The following is a 22,853-nucleotide window of genomic DNA, read 5'->3' on the forward strand; positions in this document are numbered from 1 at the left end:
CAAGGGTTCAAAGCTTTCGGCCATTTCATTGACGTATTATTTATTTATGCCTTACATAAAGTCCAATTATTCGCCTGCTCGATTTCCAGAGCCAAGCATTGGGTGCGAGTTTCTGCGAAAAAACAAGCCTTGTTTAGTGAAAAATCCGTCTTATTGATATGACTTGTAAGCGCATGGGCAATTATTTTGGCAAGAAGCGCCACAAAACCAATGCCAGTTAATGCGATCAGGATATTGGCAATAATGGGTTTCCACACGGCTCTATGCTCTCCCATGTCTTTGTCTTTGCTATGCAGATATTGAGTAAATTCAGCCTTAAACGCTTGTTCTTTCTCACCGGTTAGACTGTTGCCTTCATAATGCTTAAGGAGAAACGCATCCAGCTTGGCTTCAAGATTTTTGGCATGTGCTTTTACCCTCTCTCCTTTTGCAGAACCAATCGCCTCTCCATGCTGAAACATCTGGTCTATTTTGGCATATAAATTGCCAAGCTCATGGTTTCCCTTTAATTCAGTAATTATTTTTTTATGAAGATCACTTATATCAAGCTTTACATGGGTTTTGCTTTCGTATTCTCTATAAAGTGCAAGGGCTTCTCTATAATTTTTGTCACCGCCCAAACCATGCGCATGCATATAGGCACGATTATAAATTGCCATGGCATTGCCTAATTCGATAGCCGCTTCATAAAGCCGGCATGCCTCAGCAGAATTTATCTCGCCCCCCTCGCCCCGTACATGCATAGCGGCGCGATTATTCATAGCCGCACTCTCGCCTAATTTAATGGCTGCCTCGTAAAGCCGGATCGCCTCAGTATAATTTACCTCGCCACCGATTCCATGTTGATGCATATAGGCGCGATTATTCATAGCCGCACTCTCACCTAATTCGATGGCTGCCTCGTAAAGGCGAATCGCCTCAGCATAATTTACCTCGCCACCGATTCCATGCTGATGCATACAGGCGCGATCATACATGGCATCAGCATCATCCAATTCGATGGCTGTCTCGTAAAGCCGGATCGCCTCAGCATAATTTACCTCGCCACCGATTCCATGCTGATGCATGTAGGCGCGATTATTCATGGCAGCCGCATTACCTAATTTAATAGCCGCCTCATAAAGCCGGATCGCTTCAACATAATTTACCTCGCCACCGCTTCCATGCTGATGCATATAGGCGCGATTATTCATAGCTGTGCTATGACCTAATTTGATAGACGCTTCATAATAAAGGATTGTTTTGCTATGGCCGGAATCGTCTAGCAAACCATAGTGGTACCATACTGCTTCTAGAAAAAGAGCATTGCTTTTTCTGAAAAGACAGGACCCGTCGCACGCTCGGAACACACCCAAAGCTTGTTTTATTTGTTCCGTGGTGAAAAGATGAGCCTCTGCATGTTCTTCCCATTTATTTAAAGCTTCAACCTTCCCATTTAAAGCATCATCTAATAAAATTTTAAAAGCTAATTCTAATATAGGCATAGGAACCACAGATTAAATTACACAATGTAAAATGTATCAATTATACAAAAAATATAATATTTGAGCAAATTTAAACCAATAATTAATGTAACAATACGTATTAAAATTTTGCTCTTCATCAAACATATCTAAACAAATTAAACATGTTTGTATCGAATTAAATTGCCACTGCAAGTTCCATCCTGTTTAACAGGTCCAAAGCTTTTGCAAATTGCTGCAAGTCTTTCGTTCTTTGAATGTTTATCATCATTTCTTTCCAAAATTTAGCACCCGGCAAACCATGAGCAAGATTCAATGCCGGTTTAATTAACATGCTTAAGGGAGCTTCTTTTGCAAAAGCCTCGTATAAATAATCCATGTATTTTTCAAAAATAACGACACGGCTTGGCACTACCACTTGCGGGAAAAGGGTCTGATGAATACTGGAAATTGCATAAGGATGCTGACACGCCAACCGTCCGATCATAACTCCATCGACCTGGTTCAGGTGTGCATGAACGGCCGCTATATCATTAATATGGCCATTAATAACAATTGGAATATCTGGCAATTCTTGTTTAATTCGATACACATAATCGTAATGCAGCGGCGGGATGGTGCGGTTTTGCTTTGGATTTAAACCATGCAACCAAGCTTTACGCGCATGTACAATTAATTTATCACATCCTGCCTGAACTAACCTACGTGCAAAAGTCGCAAAAAACTCATAACTGTCTTGATGATCAATGCCTATGCGGGTTTTAGCAGTCACCGGAATATGAACTGCTTTTTTCATTGCCGCAAGACATTCAGCAACTTGCTCTGGTTCGTTCATAAGACAAGCGCCAAAACGTCCCGCTTGCACCCTATCACTGGGGCATCCCAAATTTAGGTTAACTTCATCGAACCCCTGCTCTTCGGCTATTTGTGCGCATTTCACCAAAGAGTTTTTGTCTGAACCACCTAACTGCAAAGCAATGGGTTTTTCTATTGGGCTAAACCTTAAAGCCCGTGCAGGATTATTAAAGATGGCCCCAGGAGTTTGCATTTCCGTATAAACCAGCGCTTGCGGCGCTAGTAGCCGCATGAGCACGCGAAAATGAGTGTAACTCCAATCAATCATTGGAGCGATTGCAAGCTTGGATAGTAAAGCAGGAAGCGAAGAAGAATGCACCGAACTCTCGACTACAAGAAATATCAAAACTGATTTGTATTATACCATTTTATAGGCGAGAAAAGAGAAAAAGATAACGCAAAAAATGTAAATCCATTCGTTAAAATGCACAAAATTTGGTATATTATTCACACCAAAAATCACCGGTAATATCATCATGAACAGTACAATATCCGCACTCCCTGCTAATGCGATTGATATGGTTGAAGCTTACTTATTGGAACTGCAAAATAATATTTGCTCTGCCCTGGAAACCTTGGATGATAAGCGGTTTACCGAAGACAAGTGGGTGCGTGAGCAAGGTGGAGGCGGTATTACCCGTACTCTTAAAGGTTCAACTTTTGAAAAAGCAGGGGTTAATTTTTCGCACGTAAAAGGTGGTGAACTTCCCGCCGCAGCGAGTGCCCTGCGACCTGAGCTTGCTGGTTGCCGTTTTACCGCATTGGGCGTATCGTTAGTCATTCATCCGGAAAACCCCTATGTCCCCACTTCGCATGCAAACGTGCGTCTTTTTGTAGCGGAACGCGATGATGCTGCTCCTGTGTGGTGGTTTGGCGGCGGTTTCGATTTAACGCCATATTATGGCTTTGAAGAAGATTGCCAGCATTGGCATGACACTGCGAAACAAGCTTGCCAACCATTTGGTGAAGCCATTTATCCGCGTTTTAAGAGCTGGTGTGATCGTTATTTTTATTTAAAACACCGCCAGGAAGCCCGCGGTATTGGCGGCCTTTTCTTTGACGATTATAATGAACACGGTTTTGAACACAGCTTTGGCTTAATGAAAAGCATTGGTGATCATTACATCAAAGCTTATGCACCGATTGTTGCCCGCCGAAAATCTTTACCTTTTGGCCCACGGGAAAAAAACTTTCAATTGTATCGACGCGGTCGCTATGCGGAATTTAATTTAATTTATGATCGCGGCACCCTATTTGGCCTGCAGTCAGGGGGGCGTACGGAATCCATATTGATGTCCCTCCCTCCCACTGTACACTGGGAATATAACTGGCAGCCCGCAGCAAATAGTGCAGAGGCTAAGCTGTATACCGATTTTCTCCCGGCACGTGATTGGGTATAAATAAAATAAAGCTGAGGCTATGCCTTGGCTTTATCTCTTGTTTAAGAAATGAAACAAAATTGCAGCCACAATATTCAATATCCCTATAATTAGAAAAACTTCGGGAATAACAATGTGAAAATAAAGCAGCACCATCACTAAAATGGTCCCTAATACCATGAATAAGGCATTAAAAATGTTGTTCGCTGCAATGGTTCGCGCCCGGAAGGGCCCATCGCAGGCAACTTGTAAATAAGTATACAAGGGCACCACAAATAAACCTCCAGCAAAAGCTAACAAAAATAAATCTACTGTAATTCGCAAATTTGCAATTTGGCTAAAAAATTCATATACGGATTGCAAATGCAAATGCGTGGGTATAGGAGGCGTTGCCCAATATAAATCGCAAGTAAAGACGGAAAGCAATAACATGGCATGCGCCACATAGCGCAACGTTATCTCTCCAGCTAAAAGCCTGTTAATAACTAAAGAACCTATCGCAATACCAATTGAAAACAAGGCAAGAAAAACGGCAAATACAGAAGTTTGAGCCCGCAGTATGTAATTTGTATAATCAGGTAACTTGGTCAAAATTACGGCTCCAATCAACCAAAACCAGGAAATGGCAAAAACAGCCGGTAAAATGCGTTTATTAAGAATTACGCCACGAAGCATGCGATAAGTTACCCGCCAAAGACACCAGTCTACTTTTATTTTTTCAGTGCCGACGGGGGGAGCTGCAGGGATAAAAAAACAGGCAGTTAATCCGCATAGGGCAGCCATAATCGTTAAGAAAATGGCATAATAAGCCCCCATTCGGGCACCCCCGACACTCAATGCGCCGAGTGTGGTACCTAAAAGAATGGCTAAAAATGTACTTCCCTCAATGAGTGCTGTAGCTCCTAATAATTCTTTTTCTGGCAAATGATCCGGTAAAATAGCGTATTTAACCGGACCAAAAAAAGTTGAATGGATACCCATTCCGGTAAGGGTAGTGAGCATTAAAAAAATGTGACCATAGAAAAGGCCAAAGGCGCCGATTATCATGAGGACGAGTTCAAACAATTTGATAAGGCGGGTAATACGCGCTTTGTCAAACTTGTCTGCTATTTGGCCCGCAGTGGCTGAAAAAAGAAAAAATGGAGCAATAAATAATGTACCGGCAATAGCTTGATATTTTTCTGACTGCATTTGTGAAGTGCTTAGAAAATAACTAATAACCGTCAAAGTAGCCAGCTTAAAGGCATTATCATTGAAAGCACCAAAAAACTGGGTCAGGAACAATGGCAGGAAAGTTTTCTTCCTCAATAAATAAAATGCTCCCGAACCCATGAAATACTCCGCAGGAAAAAACCGGCTCAGAGTAATGCAAAAATATAGAAGTTTGCAACAAAAATCATCTTTGTTCAGGAAAATACATAAGTAATTAATTTTAAATAAAAGAAATCAGTAAAAGCCTTAAAAACTCTACCTTGCCTTTGCTTAACACTCATTTTCTACCATGCTTATAGAAACCAATTTGCCAATGCCGTCATGCCAAAATTATACACTATCGGACACTCAACTCATCCGCTTGAAGATTTCATAGAAATATTGCACATCTATCGCATCACGCACTTGGTGGATGTGCGTACTGTCCCTAAATCGCGTCATGTTCCCTGGTTTAACCAATCCGCTTTAACCCGCTCCCTTTGCCAAGAACGGATTGCCTATTCACATATTATTAAACTCGGGGGATTACGCAAAAGCAAACCTGATTCGATTAATACAGGGTGGCGTAACAAGAGCTTCCGCGGTTATGCGGACTACATGCAAACACGCCAATTTTATGAAGGCTTAAAAGAACTTCATAGCATCATAAAACATAGCGAACAAGCAGCCATTATGTGCGCCGAAGCCGTACCTTGGCGCTGTCATCGTTCTCTTATCGGCGATGCAGAAAGCATAAGGCATGTAGAAGTAATCGACATCCTGGGTAAAAATTCAATCCGTAAGCATGAATTAACATCATTCGCGGTCGTGGATAAAAGCACGCGGCCGTATCAAATCCATTATCCTAAATGAATTTAGAGATTAACCCTCATACCGCGAAAAGCATCATTACACTGCTCAAATTCCTGGTGCGGGAAAAAGGAAGCTCGAAGTAACCTGAAAAATCCTGCTTCGATTCAGCCTGGGAAAACTATAAAAAACTTTGAGGACGTTGCCTAACATTTATTTTTTTGTGCACGCTTGCTAAGCGCCACCATAACTTTCTCAAGACTATGCGGATACGGATCTGTTTGTTGTATCACCGCTTGCGCACATTGCTCATAATCATTTTTAATTTCTTTATCAGGTAAGATATAAAAGGTTTTATTTTTAATTTCGCGTAAAATGTGCCGCGCTACATCTTCAGCAGGCCGACTGCGCTCGATAAGAGCCGACATCATTTGATGAAGCGTATTATGTGCAGCTGGGGCTGAATTAGCAAGCAATTGCGTACTGACAAACGAGGGGCAAACTACAGAAACGTCCACATTTTTTTCAAGGCGGCATAAATCAAAATGCAAAGATTCAGTTAATGCTACGACAGCATGTTTCGACATGGAATAAGCAGCCATTTGCGAACCGCTGCATAATCCATAAAAACTGGCCATATTGACTACATGCGAACGATGGTTCTGTTTGAACAGGAGCGGTAAAAAAACTTGCAAGCCATGAATTATGCCGTATAAGTTTACGTCCAAAACACGCTGTATTTGGTGATCACTTAATTCCCAAACAGGAGCAAACTCACCGCATATTCCTGCGTTATTAATTAATAAATCAATACGCGCAAAGTCTGACAAAATTTGCTCGGACAATCGCAAAACATCTTTCGATTGCGTTACGTCGCAAACGACGGCAATAAATTCATTGGCTTCTTGCTCATACAATTTTCTGCAAGCGCAAGCCAGGGCTTTTTCATCGTGATCAGCGAGAACCACTCTCATACCCTCACGCAGGCAATTTTGCGCCAGCGCAAACCCAATACCGCTTGCAGCACCAGTTATTACAGCAACTTGTTTAGCTTTCGTCATGTATATAAAAAGAGAACCTGATCCTAATAACGAGCATTATAGAAGGTTTTAGGATAAACGGAACTCTTGCGGGTAGAAGAATAAGCTTAGGGTTGTTCGCTTATCACAATTACATCCTGTGCTTTTAAACCCTTAGGCCCTTTATCGAGTAAGAAACTCACGGTATCATTTTCATGCAGCGTTTTAAACCCGGCTCCTTGAATGTCTTTATAATGCACAAAAATATCATCGCCTTGTTGGTTAACAATAAAACCAAATCCTTTTTTTTCATTAAACCACTTAACCTGCCCTGTTTCTCTCTGCGACATTTCGCTGTCCCCTTTTTTAGACTATTAGTTCCATTTAAGTTATCCATAACCAACAGGTTGCCATGATTGCAGCACGTCATTGTGCAAATTCTGCCATTACAGATTATTTGATTATTAAGGTTTTTTTTAAAAAGTCAATAATAGACAAAATTAGTATAGAATATTATCGCATTTTCACCCCATAGGAGTTCAAATGAGTGAGCACATGAAAGAATGCTTTATCAAATTGGCAATTGAATGTCAGGTGTTACGCTTCGGGGAATTTACTTTAAAATCGGGTCGCATTAGTCCGTATTTTTTTAATGCGGGTCTTTTTTATGAGGGTAAAGCATTGCAGCAAATCGGGCAATTTTATGCCGATACCTTGATAAATAGCCAACTTAAATTTAAACATCTTTTTGGACCGGCTTATAAAGGGTTGCCGCTTGCTACTACCACAGCAGTGGCTTTGGCAGCAAAAAACATAGACGTAACCGTGACTTTCAATCGGAAGGAAGTCAAGAACCATGGCGAAGGCGGTGCACTTATCGGTGCTCCTTTACAAGGACAAACCATTATCATTGATGATGTCATTACCGCCGGTACCGCCTTTCGCGAAGCACAACAATTAATTACTCAAAACGGTGGGCAATTAGCAGGGGTGATTATCGCGTTGGATCGTTGCGAGCGTGGTATTTCAGATCAATCTGCATTGCAAGAGATAGTCAATCAAGGTATCCCCATTTTCTCCCTAATCACTTTTTTTGATTTATTGAATTACCTGAAAAGACAAGGCCAAACCGAACAAGTTGAGCGACTCCTGGCTTATCATGAGCAATTTGGCTGCAAACCTGCAGAAACCTGATATGAGGTGTGGCAGTTAATGCCCGCCACACCTCATTGTTAATATGCGGCAATGTCGATGGTTTTCATTTTTAAGTTCATTTGCTTGCCGTTGCGTAAAATAGTCACCGTTACTGGCTCACCAATTTGCACCTCGGTAAGCAAATTATATAACACATCATAATTTTCCACGGGATGGCCATTTAAGGAAATAATAATATCTCCCAAGCTGATACGCCCCCAATGATCTCGATAGGTCCCGCGCAACCCGGCTCGTGCCGCAGGAGTATGCGGAAGCACATCGGCGATTAAAATACCTTTTTTCACTCCTAGACGTTGCGCAATATTGGGTTCTACCCGCTGGATGCCAATACCCGCCAAAACGACGCGGCCGTGTTTGATGATTTGTGTGACAATCCGCGAAATTTCATCGGCAGGAACCACAAAACCAACGCCTGCTGAGTTGCCAGATTGCGAATAAATGGCAGTATTTAAGCCAATCAAACGGCCTGCACTATCCAGAAGAGGCCCTCCCGAATTACCAGGATTAATGGAGGCATCGGTTTGAATCATATCGCGTATTGCTACCCCACCCGCTCCAGGCACTTGCCGTCCAAGCGCCGAGATCACCCCAACGGTTAAGCTATGATCCAAACCGAAAGGATTCCCGATAGCCAATGCTTTTTGCCCTACCAACAATTCATTGGTATGGGCGATTTCAAATGGAGTGAATGTTTTCAGCAATTCCAGGGCCTTGGGGGATGTGATAGCCAAAACGGCAATATCTTTCCTGGGTTCTGCACCAATAATTTTTGCAGGAAAAGTCAGCTTTCCAATGCTCACCGCTAAATTATCAGCGCCATTTATGACATGAAAATTGGTAACAATATGCCCTTGTTTGTCCCAAATAATGCCCGATCCGGCCCCTGACGGCACATGTAAACGCTCATACGAATCATTAATAACCGTCGTTAAGCGATGTACATAAATGACTTTGGGGGAAGCTTTTTGAAAGACTTCAATCGTATTTCTTTCATTGGGTAAAAGCTCGTCCAGTTTGGCTGCAAAACCAGAAGCTGAAACCCAACAGGTTAATAAAAAGCAAAAAACACGTAACCCATTGTTTCTCATTTGATTATCTCCAAGTTTATTTTATCCAGCGAGCAGAGGTTGGACTTTTGCTAAAAAAATTATAATTATGCCCTAATAATATCCAGGATGACAATAAAATTTGAATTAAAAATATACAGCATTGCTTATGCATGCATAACACAGCATGAAAATGATGCAACATACCATCTGCTGCAAACTGTTAATATTATTTCCAGGGTGTTATGAATGCCTTGCTCAAGAAGTTACTGCATATACGGCATATAGGGACGGCTAACGTAATTTCAAGGTAACAAATTGATGGTTGTAGACTGCCAACCCTAAAGGCCGGCAGTCTTTGTTTTTCATTGCTATACAAGCTCAGGCATTCTAAAGTTTCCTTCTGCCCGATGTTCATAATCTATCTCGTTAATCTCTCGCTCGACCTCAGATACTTTCTTTCTGGCTGCAATTTCTTCTTGTGCTTGCTCAGAAAAAATACCATCCGATAATTTGAATAACTTAAGTAAAAAATGAAACGGGGCTAACAGAATTTTTAATGCTTCGGTACCGGCATCGATGCTTTTCTTAGTTACAGCTTCCAAATGCTCGTCATGACGAAGATAGACTTTCTCCAGAACACCTGAATGGTGCGTATAAAGCCCATCCAATCTTTCATTACGTGCCTTTTCTTGTGCCAGCAAGCTTGTCTGCAATTCATTATGTGCATCCCACAGACTGGCGCGACGTTTTTGTAATTGCTGTAACTCACTTTCATAGTACTTAATTTCTTCATCGATTTCAGCTCTCAGCAAATCACAGGTAGCCTTTCGCTCCGCTAAGGACGATCCTTCCAAAACCGCCTTGCCTGCAACGATTGCCTCAGATTCTTTTAACGTCATTTGCGCATAACGCTGCACCAGAATTAATTTTTTATTAAGTATTTCTTCTATCTTCTGATCCAGATAGCGGATTGCATCTTTATTGGCACCTAATACTTGATAGTGAGAATCAAATCGTCTACTCGTTTCCATTTGCACGCGTATTTTTTCAAGCTCTTTTGTTTCTTGCGCTAAAGCTCTTTGTTGTGCCTCTTCGTTTAACTGCTTGTCACGGCTTAATAAAAGCTCACGGACAAACACAGCAAAAGCCGAAGCAACGCCAAATACAACTGCGCCAATGATAGCTACAGTAATAGGGTCCATAGCCATGCCTCCTAATGCAAATGGATCAATTGAGTGTGGATTTCAACCGAGAAATAACGACTGAATGCTTCAAATGAATCCACATAAGGCCATTGTTCAGCACGGTCGCACATACGTAACATTTCCGCCTTGAAAATTGGGCGGTAATAATGCTTAATAAAAGGCTTTACCTCGGCTAAATCTTTAAAATTCTTCACAATAACCGTAGCATTTTCTGCTAAATGCGAAAGATTTACTTTCTCCAAAACCATCGTCAAATCGCTTTGATCCTCAGCAGAAGACTTCATCCATTTCAGCAGCACAGAGCGCGGTTTAACACAAAGCAATTGCTGCCCTGCATGGATTGAGGGTTCCATCAAAACGATTTGCGAATGGAGTTCAAATTTAAAGCAACAAAGAAAATCTAAAAAACTCCCCTCAATTTCATTGCGCGCATCCTTCCCTAACCAGCGACATATTTCATGGCGAAACATGGTCGTAAAATGACGCTCAATTTCATCAAGGGTATCTTCTTCGTTATCATGCCGCGGTATTGTATAAGCCGTGGTATCAGTTTGTAACAAATTTAAATCAGGTAAATCTACCTCTGGAAGCTGTGAAGCCAGAAACGAAAGAAATACAGACGTGGGTTTTAATATAACTATTTCCCATTGACTTTGGTGCATGATTCTCTCCTTAGTTATAAAACTCATCCTGAGTACAACTAAAAGCTTTAAATCAATGTTACTTCTTACATCAAAACTTTAAATCCGGTACCTCTCTTTTTTGTAGGGAAGGCTATCAGATTAACATTAGAAAAATATAAATTGCAATATCATCCGCAAATTGATTTATAAGATTTAGATCGATATGCTAGGAACGTTTATTTATGCATATAACCGGTTGTTTACTTTCTGCGAACTGCACTCACCACTTAATCAATAGCTGTGAAAATGAAACTTATAAAAAAAACCCTTATTTCATTGTTTTTCCTGACTACCATAACCGCTTGCGCCTTATGGGCCTTAACGTACACCATCACCCCTGAGGAATTTAAAGACTTATTAAACCAGAAACTTGCTGAATTCACAGAACAGCCTAGCCACATAGAAGGTAATATAAGTTGGCAATTATTTCCTCGCCCTGGCCTTAAAATCAGCACGGTTAAAATTGGCGGCAAGCAGATAGAAAACAATTATTCACTAGCCATCGATAACATGCTTTTTAATTTGCAAATTACACCCTTGTTGCGGGGGAAGTTGGTTTTTAATGAACTGCTCATGGATGGTGTAACGCTTAACATCAATCCAGAAACCAAACACACCCGCGTGCTTAATCGCGCGGCTACAAGCAAGGCGCCAAATAAAACACTTCCCGCTAGCTTTTCCATTGAAAACTTCTTGCTGACCCGCGGCCAAGTGGTTGTCTCGCACCCGCAAAACAATCTGGCCGTAACGGATCTTCAAATTGGTGCTAATCAATTGAATTTCCAAAACAAGCAATTTCCTGTGCAGCTTAAAGGCAATCTTTTACTTCTCTCAAACACCAAGGAATCTCTTAAAGCAAATATTAATTTCAAGGGCAGAACGCAACTCACCCCAGCCTTTTTTATCGAGCCTTTAAACACAATACAAAATACGGCAACCCATGGCCAAATACTTATTCAAGATGCGCAATATAAGCGGTTGAAAATTGCCAAAATTAATGCCAATGCCATTTTAAAAACCGGAACATTACGGCTAAATCCGCTAAATCTCACGCTATACAATGGCGAATCAGTGGGCGATTTAAGTTTTCACATAGCCTCTAAAAAATTTGCCGTTAACCAAACAGCGACTGGCATTAAATCCACCCCGCTGTCTAAAGCCCTTTGGGGAGAGCAGTTAATAAAAGGAACGATGGACTTCTCCATCCATGCCACAGGCACGTTGCCAGTGCAAAATATTTTGGATCATGTACAAGCCAGTGGCCATATTATGATTCGAGATGGCGCATTATGCTTTGTCGATATCCATCAAATGGTTAAAGATATTCCTAATACAATCCATTCAATGCTGACCGCACCCAAATCGAATGAAACTCTCCAAAAAACTTATGAAGGACGCACGAAGTTTAAATTACTCAGTATGCATTACGACGTGAAAAATAATCCCCTGTTTAATGATTCTTTTCTGTTGCAGACTGAGGAAATGCAAATCAATGGCAAAGGCAGGATGAACCTTAAAGACCGCTCCATTGATAATGAGTTATCGGCAAAATTAATCCAGCCAGAGCCAATGATGGATAAAATTCAGCAAATTTTAAATGGCAACTTGCCGCTAAAACTTACAGGCCCAATCATGCAACCATTAATTGTGCCGAATATGCAAAAAATTAGTCCATTATTAACACAATTTTTTTTAAAGCAATCCATCGACAAACCATTGAAGCAATTAAAGGCAGAAATTATGAGCCTGTTTACATAATTAATATCCATTTGCCTGGATTATGCAGTGAATTCATCAAATAAAAAGTACTCTATTTTTTTAGTGGTTGTCTCTACTTTAATAATTGGTATTGCTTCAGGCTTGTGCGGAGCTTTTTTAGCTCTATTACTACGTTTTATACAACATACATCCTATGGTTATGCTCCATGGCAGTTACTAAGCAATGAAAGTTTCTTGCAAGGCGTACGTTCCTCCTCACCATTACGGCGTATCGCAGTACTTTGCCTATGCGGGGTTATTGCAGGAATAGGGTGGTGGCTTTTATACCGTTATGGCCGCCCTTTATATAGCATCAAGGAAAGATTACAAAAAAGCATCCATTTCCCTGCTCTTGAAACCATTATCCATGCATTGTTACAAATTATTACCGTTGCCCTGGGTTCCCCACTCGGACGAGAAACAGCGCCGAGAGAACTGGCTGCTGTGTTTGCCGATTGGTATACCAGCAAAACAAAGCTCACTGCAGAAGAAACAAAAATCATGATAGCATGCAGCGCGGGAGCCGGGTTAGCAGCTGTTTACAATGTTCCTTTGGGAGGAGCTTTATTCGTCCTGGAAGCTTTATTATTCACCTTCCGCTGGCCTGTTTTGCTACCTGCTTTTGCAAGCTCAGGAATCGCAGTACTCATTTCACGCTTAATCATTGGGGATCAGCCGCAATACAATCTTGCTAATTATGAAGTCAATACGGCATTAATTGCCTGGTCAATTTTTATTGGTCCCATCATCGGGGCCGCCGCTTATTGGTTTATGCGCATGACGCGCAAAGCTCAACAACAGGCAAAACGTAACTGGCAGCTTCCTGTTTTGTGTTTTTTTAATTTTTTAATCATAGGGATCTTGGCGGGATACTTTCCTGCCATTTTAGGAAATGGCAAAAGTCCGGCACAGCTGGAATTCGGCAATCAGATCGGTATCGGCATAAGCCTTGTGCTATTAATTTTGCGAGTCGCTATCATATGGTCCAGTTTGCGAGCCGGAGCCCGCGGGGGAATGCTAACGCCGGCTCTGGCCAATGGCGCTTTATTAGGAGTAATGCTCGGGGGGATTTGGAATTTATTTCTACCGGATGTCCCTTCCTTAAATGCTTACGCTGTTGTTGGCGCCGCCGCTTTTCTCGCTGCAGCTCAAAAAATGCCTTTAACAGCCATTATACTGATTTTTGAATTTACTAATTTTAAATTTAGTTTTCTTATTCCGATTTTATTTGCCATCACCGGTGCATTAAGCTTATGGAGTTTCTGTGAAACGAGATTTACCAAATCATGAATGCTGATATCGATTGCATTCAGCAACAATTTACCTGGCCTCTTTTACAATGGTATGAGGTTTACGGCAGGAAAAATTTACCCTGGCAAATACCGCGGGAAGCATACAGAGTATGGATCTCTGAAATCATGCTGCAACAAACACAGGTAAAAACTGTGATACCCTTTTTCTTACGGTTTATGGACAGCTTTCCAAATATTGAAACCCTGGCTCAAGCCGCAGAAGATGAAGTGCTGGCGCATTGGTCTGGTCTTGGCTACTATAGCCGCGCCCGCAATTTGCATAAAACAGCGCAAATTATTTGCCAAGAATTGCAGGGAAAATTCCCGCAAACCCTGGAGGAACTCATCAAATTACCAGGGATTGGCGCCTCCACCGCTGCAGCCATCGCCTCATTGGCTTTTAACCATCCTACGGCAATTTTGGATGGAAATGTAAAACGAGTCCTTAGTCGCTATTTCTTGGTGGAAGGAGCAGCGGAGCAAGCTGCGGTAAAAAACAAGCTATGGCAACTTGCGAACCTTTGCATGCCATCCCGACATTGTGCTAAGTACACGCAAGCCATTATGGATTTGGGAGCAACCTGTTGTACCGTAAAAAATCCTGATTGCAGCCACTGTCCTTTAGCTGCCACCTGTGCAGCATATGCACATGATGTGGTAGCGGATTACCCCACGAAAAAAGTAAAAAAAATAAAGCCTGTTAAACATCAACAATTCTTGCTGCTGCATACAAAAACCGGCTTAATTTATTTGGAAAAGTTACCGCCTGTAGGGATTTGGGGTGGATTATGGAGTACGCTTGGCATCGATACCACTCATTGCCCAATGGATTATGTGCGCAAAAACTACCCGTGGGAACTTAAAAATGTACAGGAAATTACGCAGATTAAACATTCGTTTAGCCATTTCCATTTACATATTAGTGCGCTAGCCGTACAGGTAGAATTGCATAATAAAACTATTCTTGCCGAAACCTCCGGCGCATGGTTTACCGCCGCTCAACTTACGCAAATAGGACTGCCAAAACCGGTGAGCAAAATTATCGAGCAATTTTTTCTCTTGCCTGAATCATTTAAGTAGCCAGTTATCCTTAGTATTAACTGGCTACTGCAAAGCTTCCGACACAACTATTGGTTTTGGCAAAAAACCATTGCGTTAATCTCAAGGCCAATGGCCACTACACACCAGTGATTATTGGATCGTGTATCGCTTCAAGCCAGCAATTCCTCAGTACTCATCATTGCTATTAAATACCGCCGGGAAGCCTGTGACGTAAAGCAGAATGAATAAATCAGAAATTGATGTTGTAGATGGTTATTTTTGCCACCCGTGTCCTTTCTGCCACTATAAATCTGCGTGGTCTTTGCAATCACACCAGTGATTTTTAATGTTTTGCTTAATCTAGTGGGGAAATCTCTTGGGCAAAATCATGCCATTAAAGGCGGGCTATTTCAATTCTTTCACTGAAATCATCCCTTAATACAGCAGCAGTAAATATCATAAGTTTTAAAACTTAAAAACTCTATTGAGAAATTAAATACATAGTGATATTTTTCGCTCATATTTTATGGACAATAAGGATTTTTTCTATGCCCTTACCCCTTCTCCTAGCGCCTGTCGCAGTGATCGGTGCAAAAGCCACCGTGTCTGTGGGCACTCTAATCGCGAGTGTCGTGGTAAGCGGACTTGCCGGTGGCAGTATTGTTGGAATAAGTGGACTGGCTCTCTGGTATTTAAAGCTGGATTCAAAAACGCTAACAAGCCTTGAGCACATGAAAGCCCTCGATGAGCAACACCAAATCACCCAAACCCGCATCCGTACAGCGTCTGAAGGTATTCAAAAAATTGATGCCGAGCTTACTTCTCTAAGCGATGAAATTGACGAAGTAATTGACATCATATCATTGGAACAGCTGCAATTATTATCTGAAAAAATCGCTGAAACCAGCAATTACCTGCAATCCACAGTAACGCTTACGCAAAAAACCGGCGAAGAGTTAAATAAATCATTATTGGGATTAAAAGAGATCGGAGCCCAAATCAAGGAAGCAGGTATCAAATCAACCCGAAGAATTTCCATGCTGAATCAATTGCTCGATGAGAAAGAAGAAAAACTCACCCAAGCAACCAAAGAAATTGCAGCCTTAAATAAAACCGCCACCGAGCAAACCTCGACTCTTGAAGAACTCCAAAAAATCTCTCCAAGGCGCACCCGTCCTGATTATCCAACAAACTGCCTCAATAAATAATCGATCATTTTCCCCATGGCGACCTTTAGGAGATGGCAGTAATTGTTCTAATTTGTTCCACATTTTGTCATCAATAACAAATCTTGACATCCATTTGCTCCATTTTCACTATGGAGGCTTTTTATCAGATTTTTAATAGTTTGAAAAACTTTAAAAACACGCCCTAGTTTAACCTGCTTTGAATGAGCTTGATTTTTATCTGATAAAGTCCAGGCAATTAGCGCAAGAAGTGCGTATAAGAAAGTCCAAACAATCGAAAAAACAAATCCAGGTGGAGTTAATGCAGATTTATTGAGTTGTTCATACCAGGGGTAAATATTGGCTTGAGTGAGCATCCCCATTAAAAATCCGATGCTTTGAAAGAGCACAATCCATAAAAGTAGTTTCAAGTACTTATTTATCAGCAAAATCAGTTCTCCATATTTGGTTTAATCCTTCTTTATAGGTTGGGTAGCTTAAAACCACACCCAACTCTTTCTTAATTTTTAAATTAGAAACGCGCCGGCTATTGGCGTAGAACTCTTGTTCCATTGGAGATAAATGAGCCTCTGAGAAAGCGATTAAAGGTAAGGGCTTTCGATTAAGGAGCTTGCAGGCGTATTGGTCAACCACATGAGTAGGTGTTGGTTCATCGTCAGAGACATTATAAATCGATAAAGGCTTTGGCGATTGAATTGAGGCAAGTAGAGTGGTCACAATGTCGTCTACATGAACGCGACAAAAGAACTGATTTTCTTTAAAAACACTTTGTTTTTTGCCGTGCATCAAGCGTTCAAGCACGTTTCGTCCAGGCCCATAGATACCTGATAATCTAAAAAAATGCAGTGGTAATTGCTGTTGTTGGGCAAAGGAACGCCAAGCTTGCTCCGCTTTTAAGCGCGCGATTCCGGTGGGTGTATGGGGAGTACATTCACTATGTTCATCGACCCAATTGCCCTCATGATTTCCATAAACCCCGGTCGAGGAAAGATAGCCAATCCATTTTAAGTAGGGCGCCTGTTTTTTGATTAATTCGCCGTATTTAATCAATACACTATCACCCATCGTACTGGTAGGAGGAATACATATTAATAAGTGTGTGGCTAAGCTTAAGTAATTCTCCATATCAGTGGAATCAAACTCAATTAACTTGATATCTAAATTATCTTGCTCTTGCTTATTGGTTGTGCGAGACGTACCCATCACCGTAAAGCCTTGTGCTATCAGTTTGGGAGTAAGTGCTTTGGCGGTATAACCGAAGCCAAAAATAAAAAAACAAGGATTCATGGATGAGCCCTTTTCTTTAATTGACTGTAATAGGCTAAGGCTTTAGCTCTTGATTCGCTGTGGTTGATGATGGGCTTAGGGTAATTGATAGTGCTGTAAATGGATAGTGCATTAGCCGATTCCCAGGGCGCGTGAATTTCATCGTTATTGAGATACGAAAGCTCAGGAACCCAATGACGTATATAAACGCCATTGGGGTCAAATTTCTGACTTTGAAGTACTGGATTAAAAATACGAAAATAGGGAGCAGCATCAGCCCCGCAACCAGCAACCCATTGCCAACTGGCACTATTATTCGCTAAATCCGCATCAACTAAGGTATCTAAAAACCAATCTGCTCCCCGTCGCCAATCAATAAATAAACCTTTAGTAAGAAAGGAGGCAACTATCATTCTCACTCGATTATGCATGTATCCGGTAGCCCATAATTCCCTCATGCCTGCATCCACGATCGGATAACCCGTCATTCCTTTTTGCCAACTTTTTAATAATGATTCATCGTTATGCCAGGGAAAGGCATCAAACTCATTTTTAAAGTTTTGATGAGGTAAGGATGGCACATGATAGAGCAGGTAATAAGAAAACTCTCGCCATCCCAGCTCTGATAAAAAGTGCTCGGCACCTCTTAAATCACAGTGTGGTTCGAGTTTGGCGTATTCAACGGCTCTTAAAATAGTCCAAGGACTGATTTCACCAAAGTGTAAATGAGGGGATAGGTGTGATGTGGCATTTTGTTCGGGGATGTTTCGATTTATTTTATAACCATGAAGATAGTCTTGAATGAATTCTTGCAGCCGCTGCCTTGCCCCTTCTTCTCCTGGTGTCCAAAAATGAGGAAATTGTGAGGCCCAGTCGAGAGATGGTACTAACGCCCAGTCATTAATTTCATCACTTTTTAAAGCTACAGAACCGGGATGGTGCGTTATTAATTGTTCTGATGGAGCCCTAATCACTTGTCGGCAGGTTTTCCAATAAGGAGTAAAGACCTTAAAAAAATCACCGCTTTTATTGCTGATAGTCCAGGGTTCATTGAATAAATTGCCATTAAAACTAAAGACATCGACTCCAGACTCCTGCAGCGTTGCTTTGATTTTTTTATCGCGCTCGATACTTTTTGGCTCATAGCACCTATTCCAATAAATCGCATCAACTCCTGCTGTTTTCACCAGGTCTAAAATAACGTTTAATGAGGCTCCCTTGCGCAGAGTCAGCGTTAATTTGAGTTGTGTGGTTAGTGAGTGATTTAGTGCATTAAGGCTGTGATGAAGCCACCAGGCTTGCGCTTCGCCAAGTACACTTTGTTCATCCAAGATATAGATTGGAATCACGGTGTCGTGATTTGTGCATGCCTCAAAAAATGCAGGGTTATCAGCTAATCGCAAATCCTGTCTAAACCAAACTAATGCGCTACTCATGCCGTCCTTATTTATTGTGTTGTGAAGAGCCTTTTGCTCTCTGGGTTGATGCGAAATAGCGAGCTCTAGCCTTTAATTCCTCTAATTGGACTTGAGCATGCAAGGTGTTGAGTTGTACTTGGGTGGTCATTTGCTCCCGTTGATTCACTAGAAATAAAGTGCTGTCACCCTGATAAAATTTTTTTGTTTCCCCTTGTTGCACCTTTTGTGCCAAAGTTAATTCTTTTTTTAGAAGTCTGACTTGTTGTCTGCTTCTGTTGATGCCAATGAGCATGTTGGTAAATTCATTGTTCAGTTGCTCGTAGAGAAATCTCTTTTCAACGCAAACTTGGTGTAACTCGCTTTCTGCTTGGATTAGGTTCCCTTTAGCTTGCCTTTGTAACAAAGGAAATTTAAACGATACACCAATCATTGCTGCTTGTGGAATTAATAAGGGGTAGCCACCTGTTCCATTTTGTTTAAAAGTGTAGGCGGTTGCATCTAACTGAGGCAATAGCTCGTTTCGCGCCTGATTGCGTTTGAGCTTCATTATAGTAGCGTAATGGTTTAGTTTTTTTATTCCTGGGTGTTCTGTTAGTGAAGCCTGTATGGGGTATGAAGTGCTGGTTAATGCAGGTAAGGTTCGTGCTTCAGGAACTCGCGGATGTCCCTTTGCGTCACGAAAATAAAGAGATAAGTTAATCCCTGCTTGTTCAAATATCATTTGACCTTGATTAAGTAGTTGTTCTCGTTGAATGATTTGCTGTAAATTTTCACTGATCGCAAGTTTTGGCAAATCTCCAAGTCTGGCCTGTTGTTCAATGGCGTGTTGCCGTTTTTTGGCTAGATGCAACAGCTCTTTAAATGTTTTTAATTGAAGGCCTGCTTCTACCCATTGCCAGTATGCTTTAATCGCTTCTTGATAAATTTTTATTTTGATTGCCTCTGCATCTTGTTCCTTCATGAGCATCAATTGAGCAGAAGACAATAATCCGGTTCGCTCTTTATCAATTAAGCGGTCGCGAAGCAGGGGAAGCGATAATCCTGCTCTATATTCTCCACCGGAGTTCGTTAAATAGTTTTGATAGTAAATGGGCCAGTTTCCTTCGCCATTACGATAGCCTGCAAAAAGCTTCACACCATTATAAAGCGTTGGAATGGTAAGTTGCGTATCGCCGTAATTATTAATATAACCACCGGCCGGTTGTGAGCGAGTGCTGGCTTCCAATGAGGGGTCAAATTGTCCCTTTGCATTAACAAAAGCGCCACTGGCTTTAATTACTTCAATGCGTGCTATTTTTACTTGAGGGTAATGAGTATCGATGCTTTGTAGTACATTCAATAAGCTCAGTTTTTGTGTTTCCCGATGGGCATAAGATTCTGAATGCTCGAACAAAGCGCTCAGTCCCATAAGCATAATGATCAGTTTAGGTAACTTAGAAGCCATCATGCTGCCGCCTTTTCTGCTGAACTTTCAGGTGGAAAGCCATTAAACTGACGCCATAACTCATACCATAAGGGTACTTCTCCTAATTGCACCCAACCATGTACACGCACGCCTTGCCTCAAAAAAGCAGGCTCTGGCCAGGGTTCATCAGGCACGATCACCGCGCGAAATAACCCCATGCCATTGTCAGTAGGATCGATGAAAGCCACTTTCCCACCAAAGGTACCCACAGCGATTTGCGGCCACCCTCTAAATTGAATAGCGGGCCACCCTTCAAATTGAAGGCGTGCTTTTTGATTTAGATGAACGAATGGAATGTCATTGCCATCAATCCAGAGTGCTACGGCTCTAGATTCGGTTTCGGGTATAATCTCTGCTACTATTTCCCCTTCTTTTACGACAACGCTTTCTTGTCCGGCCAGGCGCTTAAAGATGACTCCAGGGACATGCGCTTTGATGAGTTGGGTTTGTTGCCGTGCGATACGAACATCAATACCAACTTTATCAATATTGGCCTGTGCTAATTCATTTTGGTATTTGGCGTATTCAATTTGAGCTAGTTCGTATTGGCGTTTTGAGTTAATGCCTTGTTGGTATAAGTTCTTTTGGCGAACCACATTGGCTTTTCCCGCGACCAATGATTGTTGAGCCGCTTCGATGCGAAGCAAAATGGCCTTTTTTTCCAGCTCCAATCGTTTGAGTAATTCGGGATCATTGTCAGTAATCTCTACTATAGGATCGCCTGCTTTGACAATTACCCCTTCGTCAACATACCACTTTTTAATTCTGCCATAAATGGGCGAATTGACGGTATGCAATCGCTCAGAGGGTGAAAACGCAATCACTTTTCCACTGCCTAAGGCAAATTGTTGCCAAGGGGTAAAACACAAAAATAAAATTAACATCAAAAGTACTAAAAAAATAATCTTAGCTATTTTGCGAGGATTGGGTAATTTGCCAATCATTTGATAGGCGTGTAGCTTCATGAGAGCACCAAGCGGTTAGACAATGGAATAAGATTTGGATATTGAGTAATTATAATCAAAAGAGTTTCGTTGAGTGTTGCTAAATAGCCGTTGAACAACTCAATGTCTTTTGTAGTCAGCCTATCAAAGAGGCCATCAATGATGATCAGCTGGGGTTTAGCAACCAAGGCACGAATCACCATGAGTTGAATAAGTTCGCGTTCAGTAAAAGCAAGTTCCCAATCATAAATGATACTTTTTAAGCCACGAGGTTGGCTCATGATTTTATCCATCAACCCAAAGGATTTTAAAAGTTCTTTTAATTGCTGTATCGAAAAAGACGGTTGATTAAGCCGTAGATTGTCATAAATGCTGCCCGCAAACCATTCTTTATCTCTAAGTAATAGGGTGTGGTCACGTAGACAGCGCCTGTATTCTTGATGACAGAGGATTTCATTTATATATACTGTGAGGTCAGTATTATTTTTAAAACCCAAAATAAAATCGGTAAATGATTCTTGTTTATGTGTTTGATTCACGCAAATAACAAGGGGATTGTCAGGAGTGCTGGAGGCTTTTTCTTGGTTTTCAGTGACTAGCGTGATACTTTTTATGGGAATAATAAGTTCGCTTAACTCGCTGTTAATCGCTTCAGTTGGGAGATTTAATACCACGTCAATTTTACGCTCGGAAGCCACTAAATCGTAATAATTTTCCAAAAGAACACCAAAACGTTTAAAAGCATAGATTAACGCACCAAGCACAATCTCTGCTGCAACGAGCTGGCCTAAACTTAATTGGTTGTTAATCACAAGATAACCGCCTAAGCCGAGTAAAAGACTGCTGGCAATTGCTGAGAGGAGATAAAAACCAATCTGATGTTTGATCAGTTGTTTAAAATGCATGTTGCGTGCTTTTAAAAAAGAAACCAAGCGCTTATCCGTTTGCTGAGTTGCATAGTGATGATAACGATTAAAGCGAAATAAAAAGCGATTGATCAGTAACTCTTCTAGCCATGCACCTATTTGGTGTTTTTCAGCGCATTCTTTTTCGGCACTCGCCAATCCCTTTTGGTAAGGCAGAAAAACAATCAAAAGTATACTTAGTACAATAAATCCATCAAATACCAGAAAGAGTGGATGATAAAAAAGAAGCAAGAGTAAACCAAAAAAGAGCTGCAAACTTAAGTTGACGCCATAAAGTAGAAGACTTGATAGCGCTTTATTGATGGTCACCACTTCAAAAAAACGATTAACGAGCTCTGGGCCATGGTGGGAGGAGAAATTATCGAGTGACAAATGAGTAAATTGACGGGTTAGGTTAAGACTTATTTTAACCATGAGTTTTTGTTGAATGACTTCGATGATAATAGCTTGCCAGACATTTAAAGCGCCTAGGGCAATCATTAATACAAGCACCATCACGCTTAGTGTAAGAACGGGTTGAAGCAATTTACCAAAGGCAATCAGATTGACTAGTGTTTGAGCTGCAATAGGAATGCTTAAGGTAAGTAGACTCACAATAACGCTTATCATGATTATTGATGCGATGGTCGCTTTATCTAAGGCCTCAACAATTGAATTCATTTCTTGTTTCATTAAACGCCCCATATC

At 41.3% G+C, this 22,853-nt stretch carries 21 protein-coding genes; 6 read left to right on the top strand and 15 right to left on the bottom strand.

Going from position 1 to position 22,853, the window contains the following annotated elements; genetic code table 11:
• Positions 1-44 precede the first annotated feature (44 nt).
• Both NKV53_RS04075 and dusA read right to left on the bottom strand, forming a co-directional pair.
• Positions 45-1,484: a tetratricopeptide repeat protein gene (locus NKV53_RS04075; RefSeq protein WP_253350718.1), complete on the bottom strand. Its 1,440-nt coding sequence runs from the start codon at positions 1,482-1,484 to the stop codon at positions 45-47.
• 157 nt (positions 1,485-1,641) lie between these two features.
• A complete protein-coding gene (gene dusA / locus NKV53_RS04080) occupies positions 1,642-2,637 on the bottom strand; it encodes a tRNA dihydrouridine(20/20a) synthase DusA (protein WP_267899674.1) in 996 nt (331 codons plus the stop codon).
• A 157-nt stretch (positions 2,638-2,794) separates the two neighbouring features.
• On the opposite strand from dusA, the gene hemF reads away from it, so the two are divergent.
• Entirely contained in the window at positions 2,795-3,718 is a 924-nt protein-coding gene (gene hemF, locus NKV53_RS04085) for an oxygen-dependent coproporphyrinogen oxidase (protein ID WP_127057613.1), read from the top strand.
• 30 nt (positions 3,719-3,748) lie between these two features.
• Here the strand turns inward: hemF and NKV53_RS04090 are convergent, their stop codons facing one another.
• Entirely contained in the window at positions 3,749-5,029 is a 1,281-nt protein-coding gene (locus NKV53_RS04090; protein ID WP_127057612.1) for an MFS transporter, read from the bottom strand.
• Between the two features lie 201 nt (positions 5,030-5,230).
• On the opposite strand from NKV53_RS04090, the gene NKV53_RS04095 reads away from it, so the two are divergent.
• The gene (locus NKV53_RS04095) at positions 5,231-5,761 is read left to right on the top strand and encodes a DUF488 family protein (protein WP_126953478.1); all 531 of its coding nucleotides are present in this window, start codon (positions 5,231-5,233) and stop codon (positions 5,759-5,761) included.
• A 143-nt stretch (positions 5,762-5,904) separates the two neighbouring features.
• Here the strand turns inward: NKV53_RS04095 and NKV53_RS04100 are convergent, their stop codons facing one another.
• Entirely contained in the window at positions 5,905-6,759 is an 855-nt protein-coding gene (locus NKV53_RS04100; RefSeq protein WP_126953477.1) for an SDR family NAD(P)-dependent oxidoreductase, read from the bottom strand.
• An 86-nt stretch (positions 6,760-6,845) separates the two neighbouring features.
• Positions 6,846-7,067 (bottom strand): cold-shock protein, encoded by a 222-nt coding sequence (locus tag NKV53_RS04105; protein ID WP_126953476.1) that lies wholly within the window; start codon positions 7,065-7,067, stop codon positions 6,846-6,848.
• Between the two features lie 193 nt (positions 7,068-7,260).
• Here NKV53_RS04105 and pyrE point away from each other — a divergent pair, with 193 nt between their 5' ends.
• The gene (pyrE, locus tag NKV53_RS04110; RefSeq protein WP_126953475.1) at positions 7,261-7,911 is read left to right on the top strand and encodes an orotate phosphoribosyltransferase; all 651 of its coding nucleotides are present in this window, start codon (positions 7,261-7,263) and stop codon (positions 7,909-7,911) included.
• A gap of 38 nt (positions 7,912-7,949) precedes the next feature.
• Here pyrE and NKV53_RS04115 read toward each other — a convergent pair whose 3' ends face one another.
• The 3 genes from NKV53_RS04115 to NKV53_RS04125 all read right to left on the bottom strand — a co-directional run bounded on the left by NKV53_RS04115 (position 7,950) and on the right by NKV53_RS04125 (position 10,848).
• Positions 7,950-9,020 (bottom strand): S1C family serine protease, encoded by a 1,071-nt coding sequence (locus tag NKV53_RS04115; RefSeq protein WP_253350720.1) that lies wholly within the window; start codon positions 9,018-9,020, stop codon positions 7,950-7,952.
• A 329-nt stretch (positions 9,021-9,349) separates the two neighbouring features.
• Entirely contained in the window at positions 9,350-10,183 is an 834-nt protein-coding gene (locus tag NKV53_RS04120; RefSeq protein WP_127032578.1) for a hypothetical protein, read from the bottom strand.
• A gap of 11 nt (positions 10,184-10,194) precedes the next feature.
• Entirely contained in the window at positions 10,195-10,848 is a 654-nt protein-coding gene (locus tag NKV53_RS04125) for a hypothetical protein (RefSeq protein ID WP_126953472.1), read from the bottom strand.
• A 267-nt stretch (positions 10,849-11,115) separates the two neighbouring features.
• On the opposite strand from NKV53_RS04125, the gene NKV53_RS04130 reads away from it, so the two are divergent.
• From NKV53_RS04130 to mutY, 3 genes are read left to right on the top strand one after another with little or no spacing between them, the layout of a single operon-like run.
• Positions 11,116-12,627, top strand: coding sequence for an AsmA family protein (locus tag NKV53_RS04130; protein WP_253350722.1), 1,512 nt, complete (start codon positions 11,116-11,118; stop codon positions 12,625-12,627).
• Positions 12,628-12,654: 27 nt separating this feature from the next.
• Entirely contained in the window at positions 12,655-13,917 is a 1,263-nt protein-coding gene (locus NKV53_RS04135) for a chloride channel protein (protein ID WP_233579633.1), read from the top strand.
• Complete coding sequence (mutY, locus tag NKV53_RS04140) at positions 13,914-14,999, top strand: A/G-specific adenine glycosylase (protein ID WP_126953470.1); 1,086 nt, start codon at positions 13,914-13,916, stop codon at positions 14,997-14,999. The genes NKV53_RS04135 and mutY overlap by 4 nt, the downstream gene beginning before the upstream one ends.
• Positions 15,000-16,063: 1,064 nt before the next feature.
• Here mutY and NKV53_RS12005 read toward each other — a convergent pair.
• Genes NKV53_RS12005 through NKV53_RS04175 form a run of 7 tightly spaced genes read right to left on the bottom strand, consistent with a single transcriptional unit; the run spans position 16,064 to position 22,850 of the window.
• A complete protein-coding gene (locus tag NKV53_RS12005; protein ID WP_371923159.1) occupies positions 16,064-16,258 on the bottom strand; it encodes a transposase in 195 nt (64 codons plus the stop codon).
• A complete protein-coding gene (locus NKV53_RS04150; protein WP_371923170.1) occupies positions 16,216-16,536 on the bottom strand; it encodes a TspO/MBR family protein in 321 nt (106 codons plus the stop codon). Before NKV53_RS04150 ends, NKV53_RS12005 begins: the two co-directional genes overlap by 43 nt.
• Positions 16,537-16,561: 25 nt before the next feature.
• Entirely contained in the window at positions 16,562-17,434 is an 873-nt protein-coding gene (locus NKV53_RS04155) for an SDR family oxidoreductase (RefSeq protein WP_253350726.1), read from the bottom strand.
• Positions 17,431-18,849 (bottom strand): deoxyribodipyrimidine photo-lyase, encoded by a 1,419-nt coding sequence (locus NKV53_RS04160; protein ID WP_253350727.1) that lies wholly within the window; start codon positions 18,847-18,849, stop codon positions 17,431-17,433. Before NKV53_RS04160 ends, NKV53_RS04155 begins: the two co-directional genes overlap by 4 nt.
• Before the next feature lie 7 nt (positions 18,850-18,856).
• Positions 18,857-20,278 carry a TolC family protein gene (locus tag NKV53_RS04165; RefSeq protein WP_253350728.1) on the bottom strand — a complete coding sequence of 474 codons (1,422 nt, stop codon included), beginning with the start codon at positions 20,276-20,278 and terminating at the stop codon, positions 18,857-18,859.
• Positions 20,275-21,261: an HlyD family secretion protein gene (locus NKV53_RS04170; RefSeq protein WP_253350729.1), complete on the bottom strand. Its 987-nt coding sequence runs from the start codon at positions 21,259-21,261 to the stop codon at positions 20,275-20,277. Before NKV53_RS04170 ends, NKV53_RS04165 begins: the two co-directional genes overlap by 4 nt.
• A complete protein-coding gene (locus NKV53_RS04175; RefSeq protein ID WP_253350730.1) occupies positions 21,258-22,850 on the bottom strand; it encodes an ABC transporter transmembrane domain-containing protein in 1,593 nt (530 codons plus the stop codon). Before NKV53_RS04175 ends, NKV53_RS04170 begins: the two co-directional genes overlap by 4 nt.
• Between the last annotated feature and the right edge of the window lie 3 nt (positions 22,851-22,853).

Origin of the sequence: Legionella sp. 27cVA30, from assembly GCF_024160945.1 — a bacterium.
GTDB classification, from domain to species: Bacteria; Pseudomonadota; Gammaproteobacteria; order Legionellales; family Legionellaceae; genus Legionella_A; species Legionella_A septentrionalis.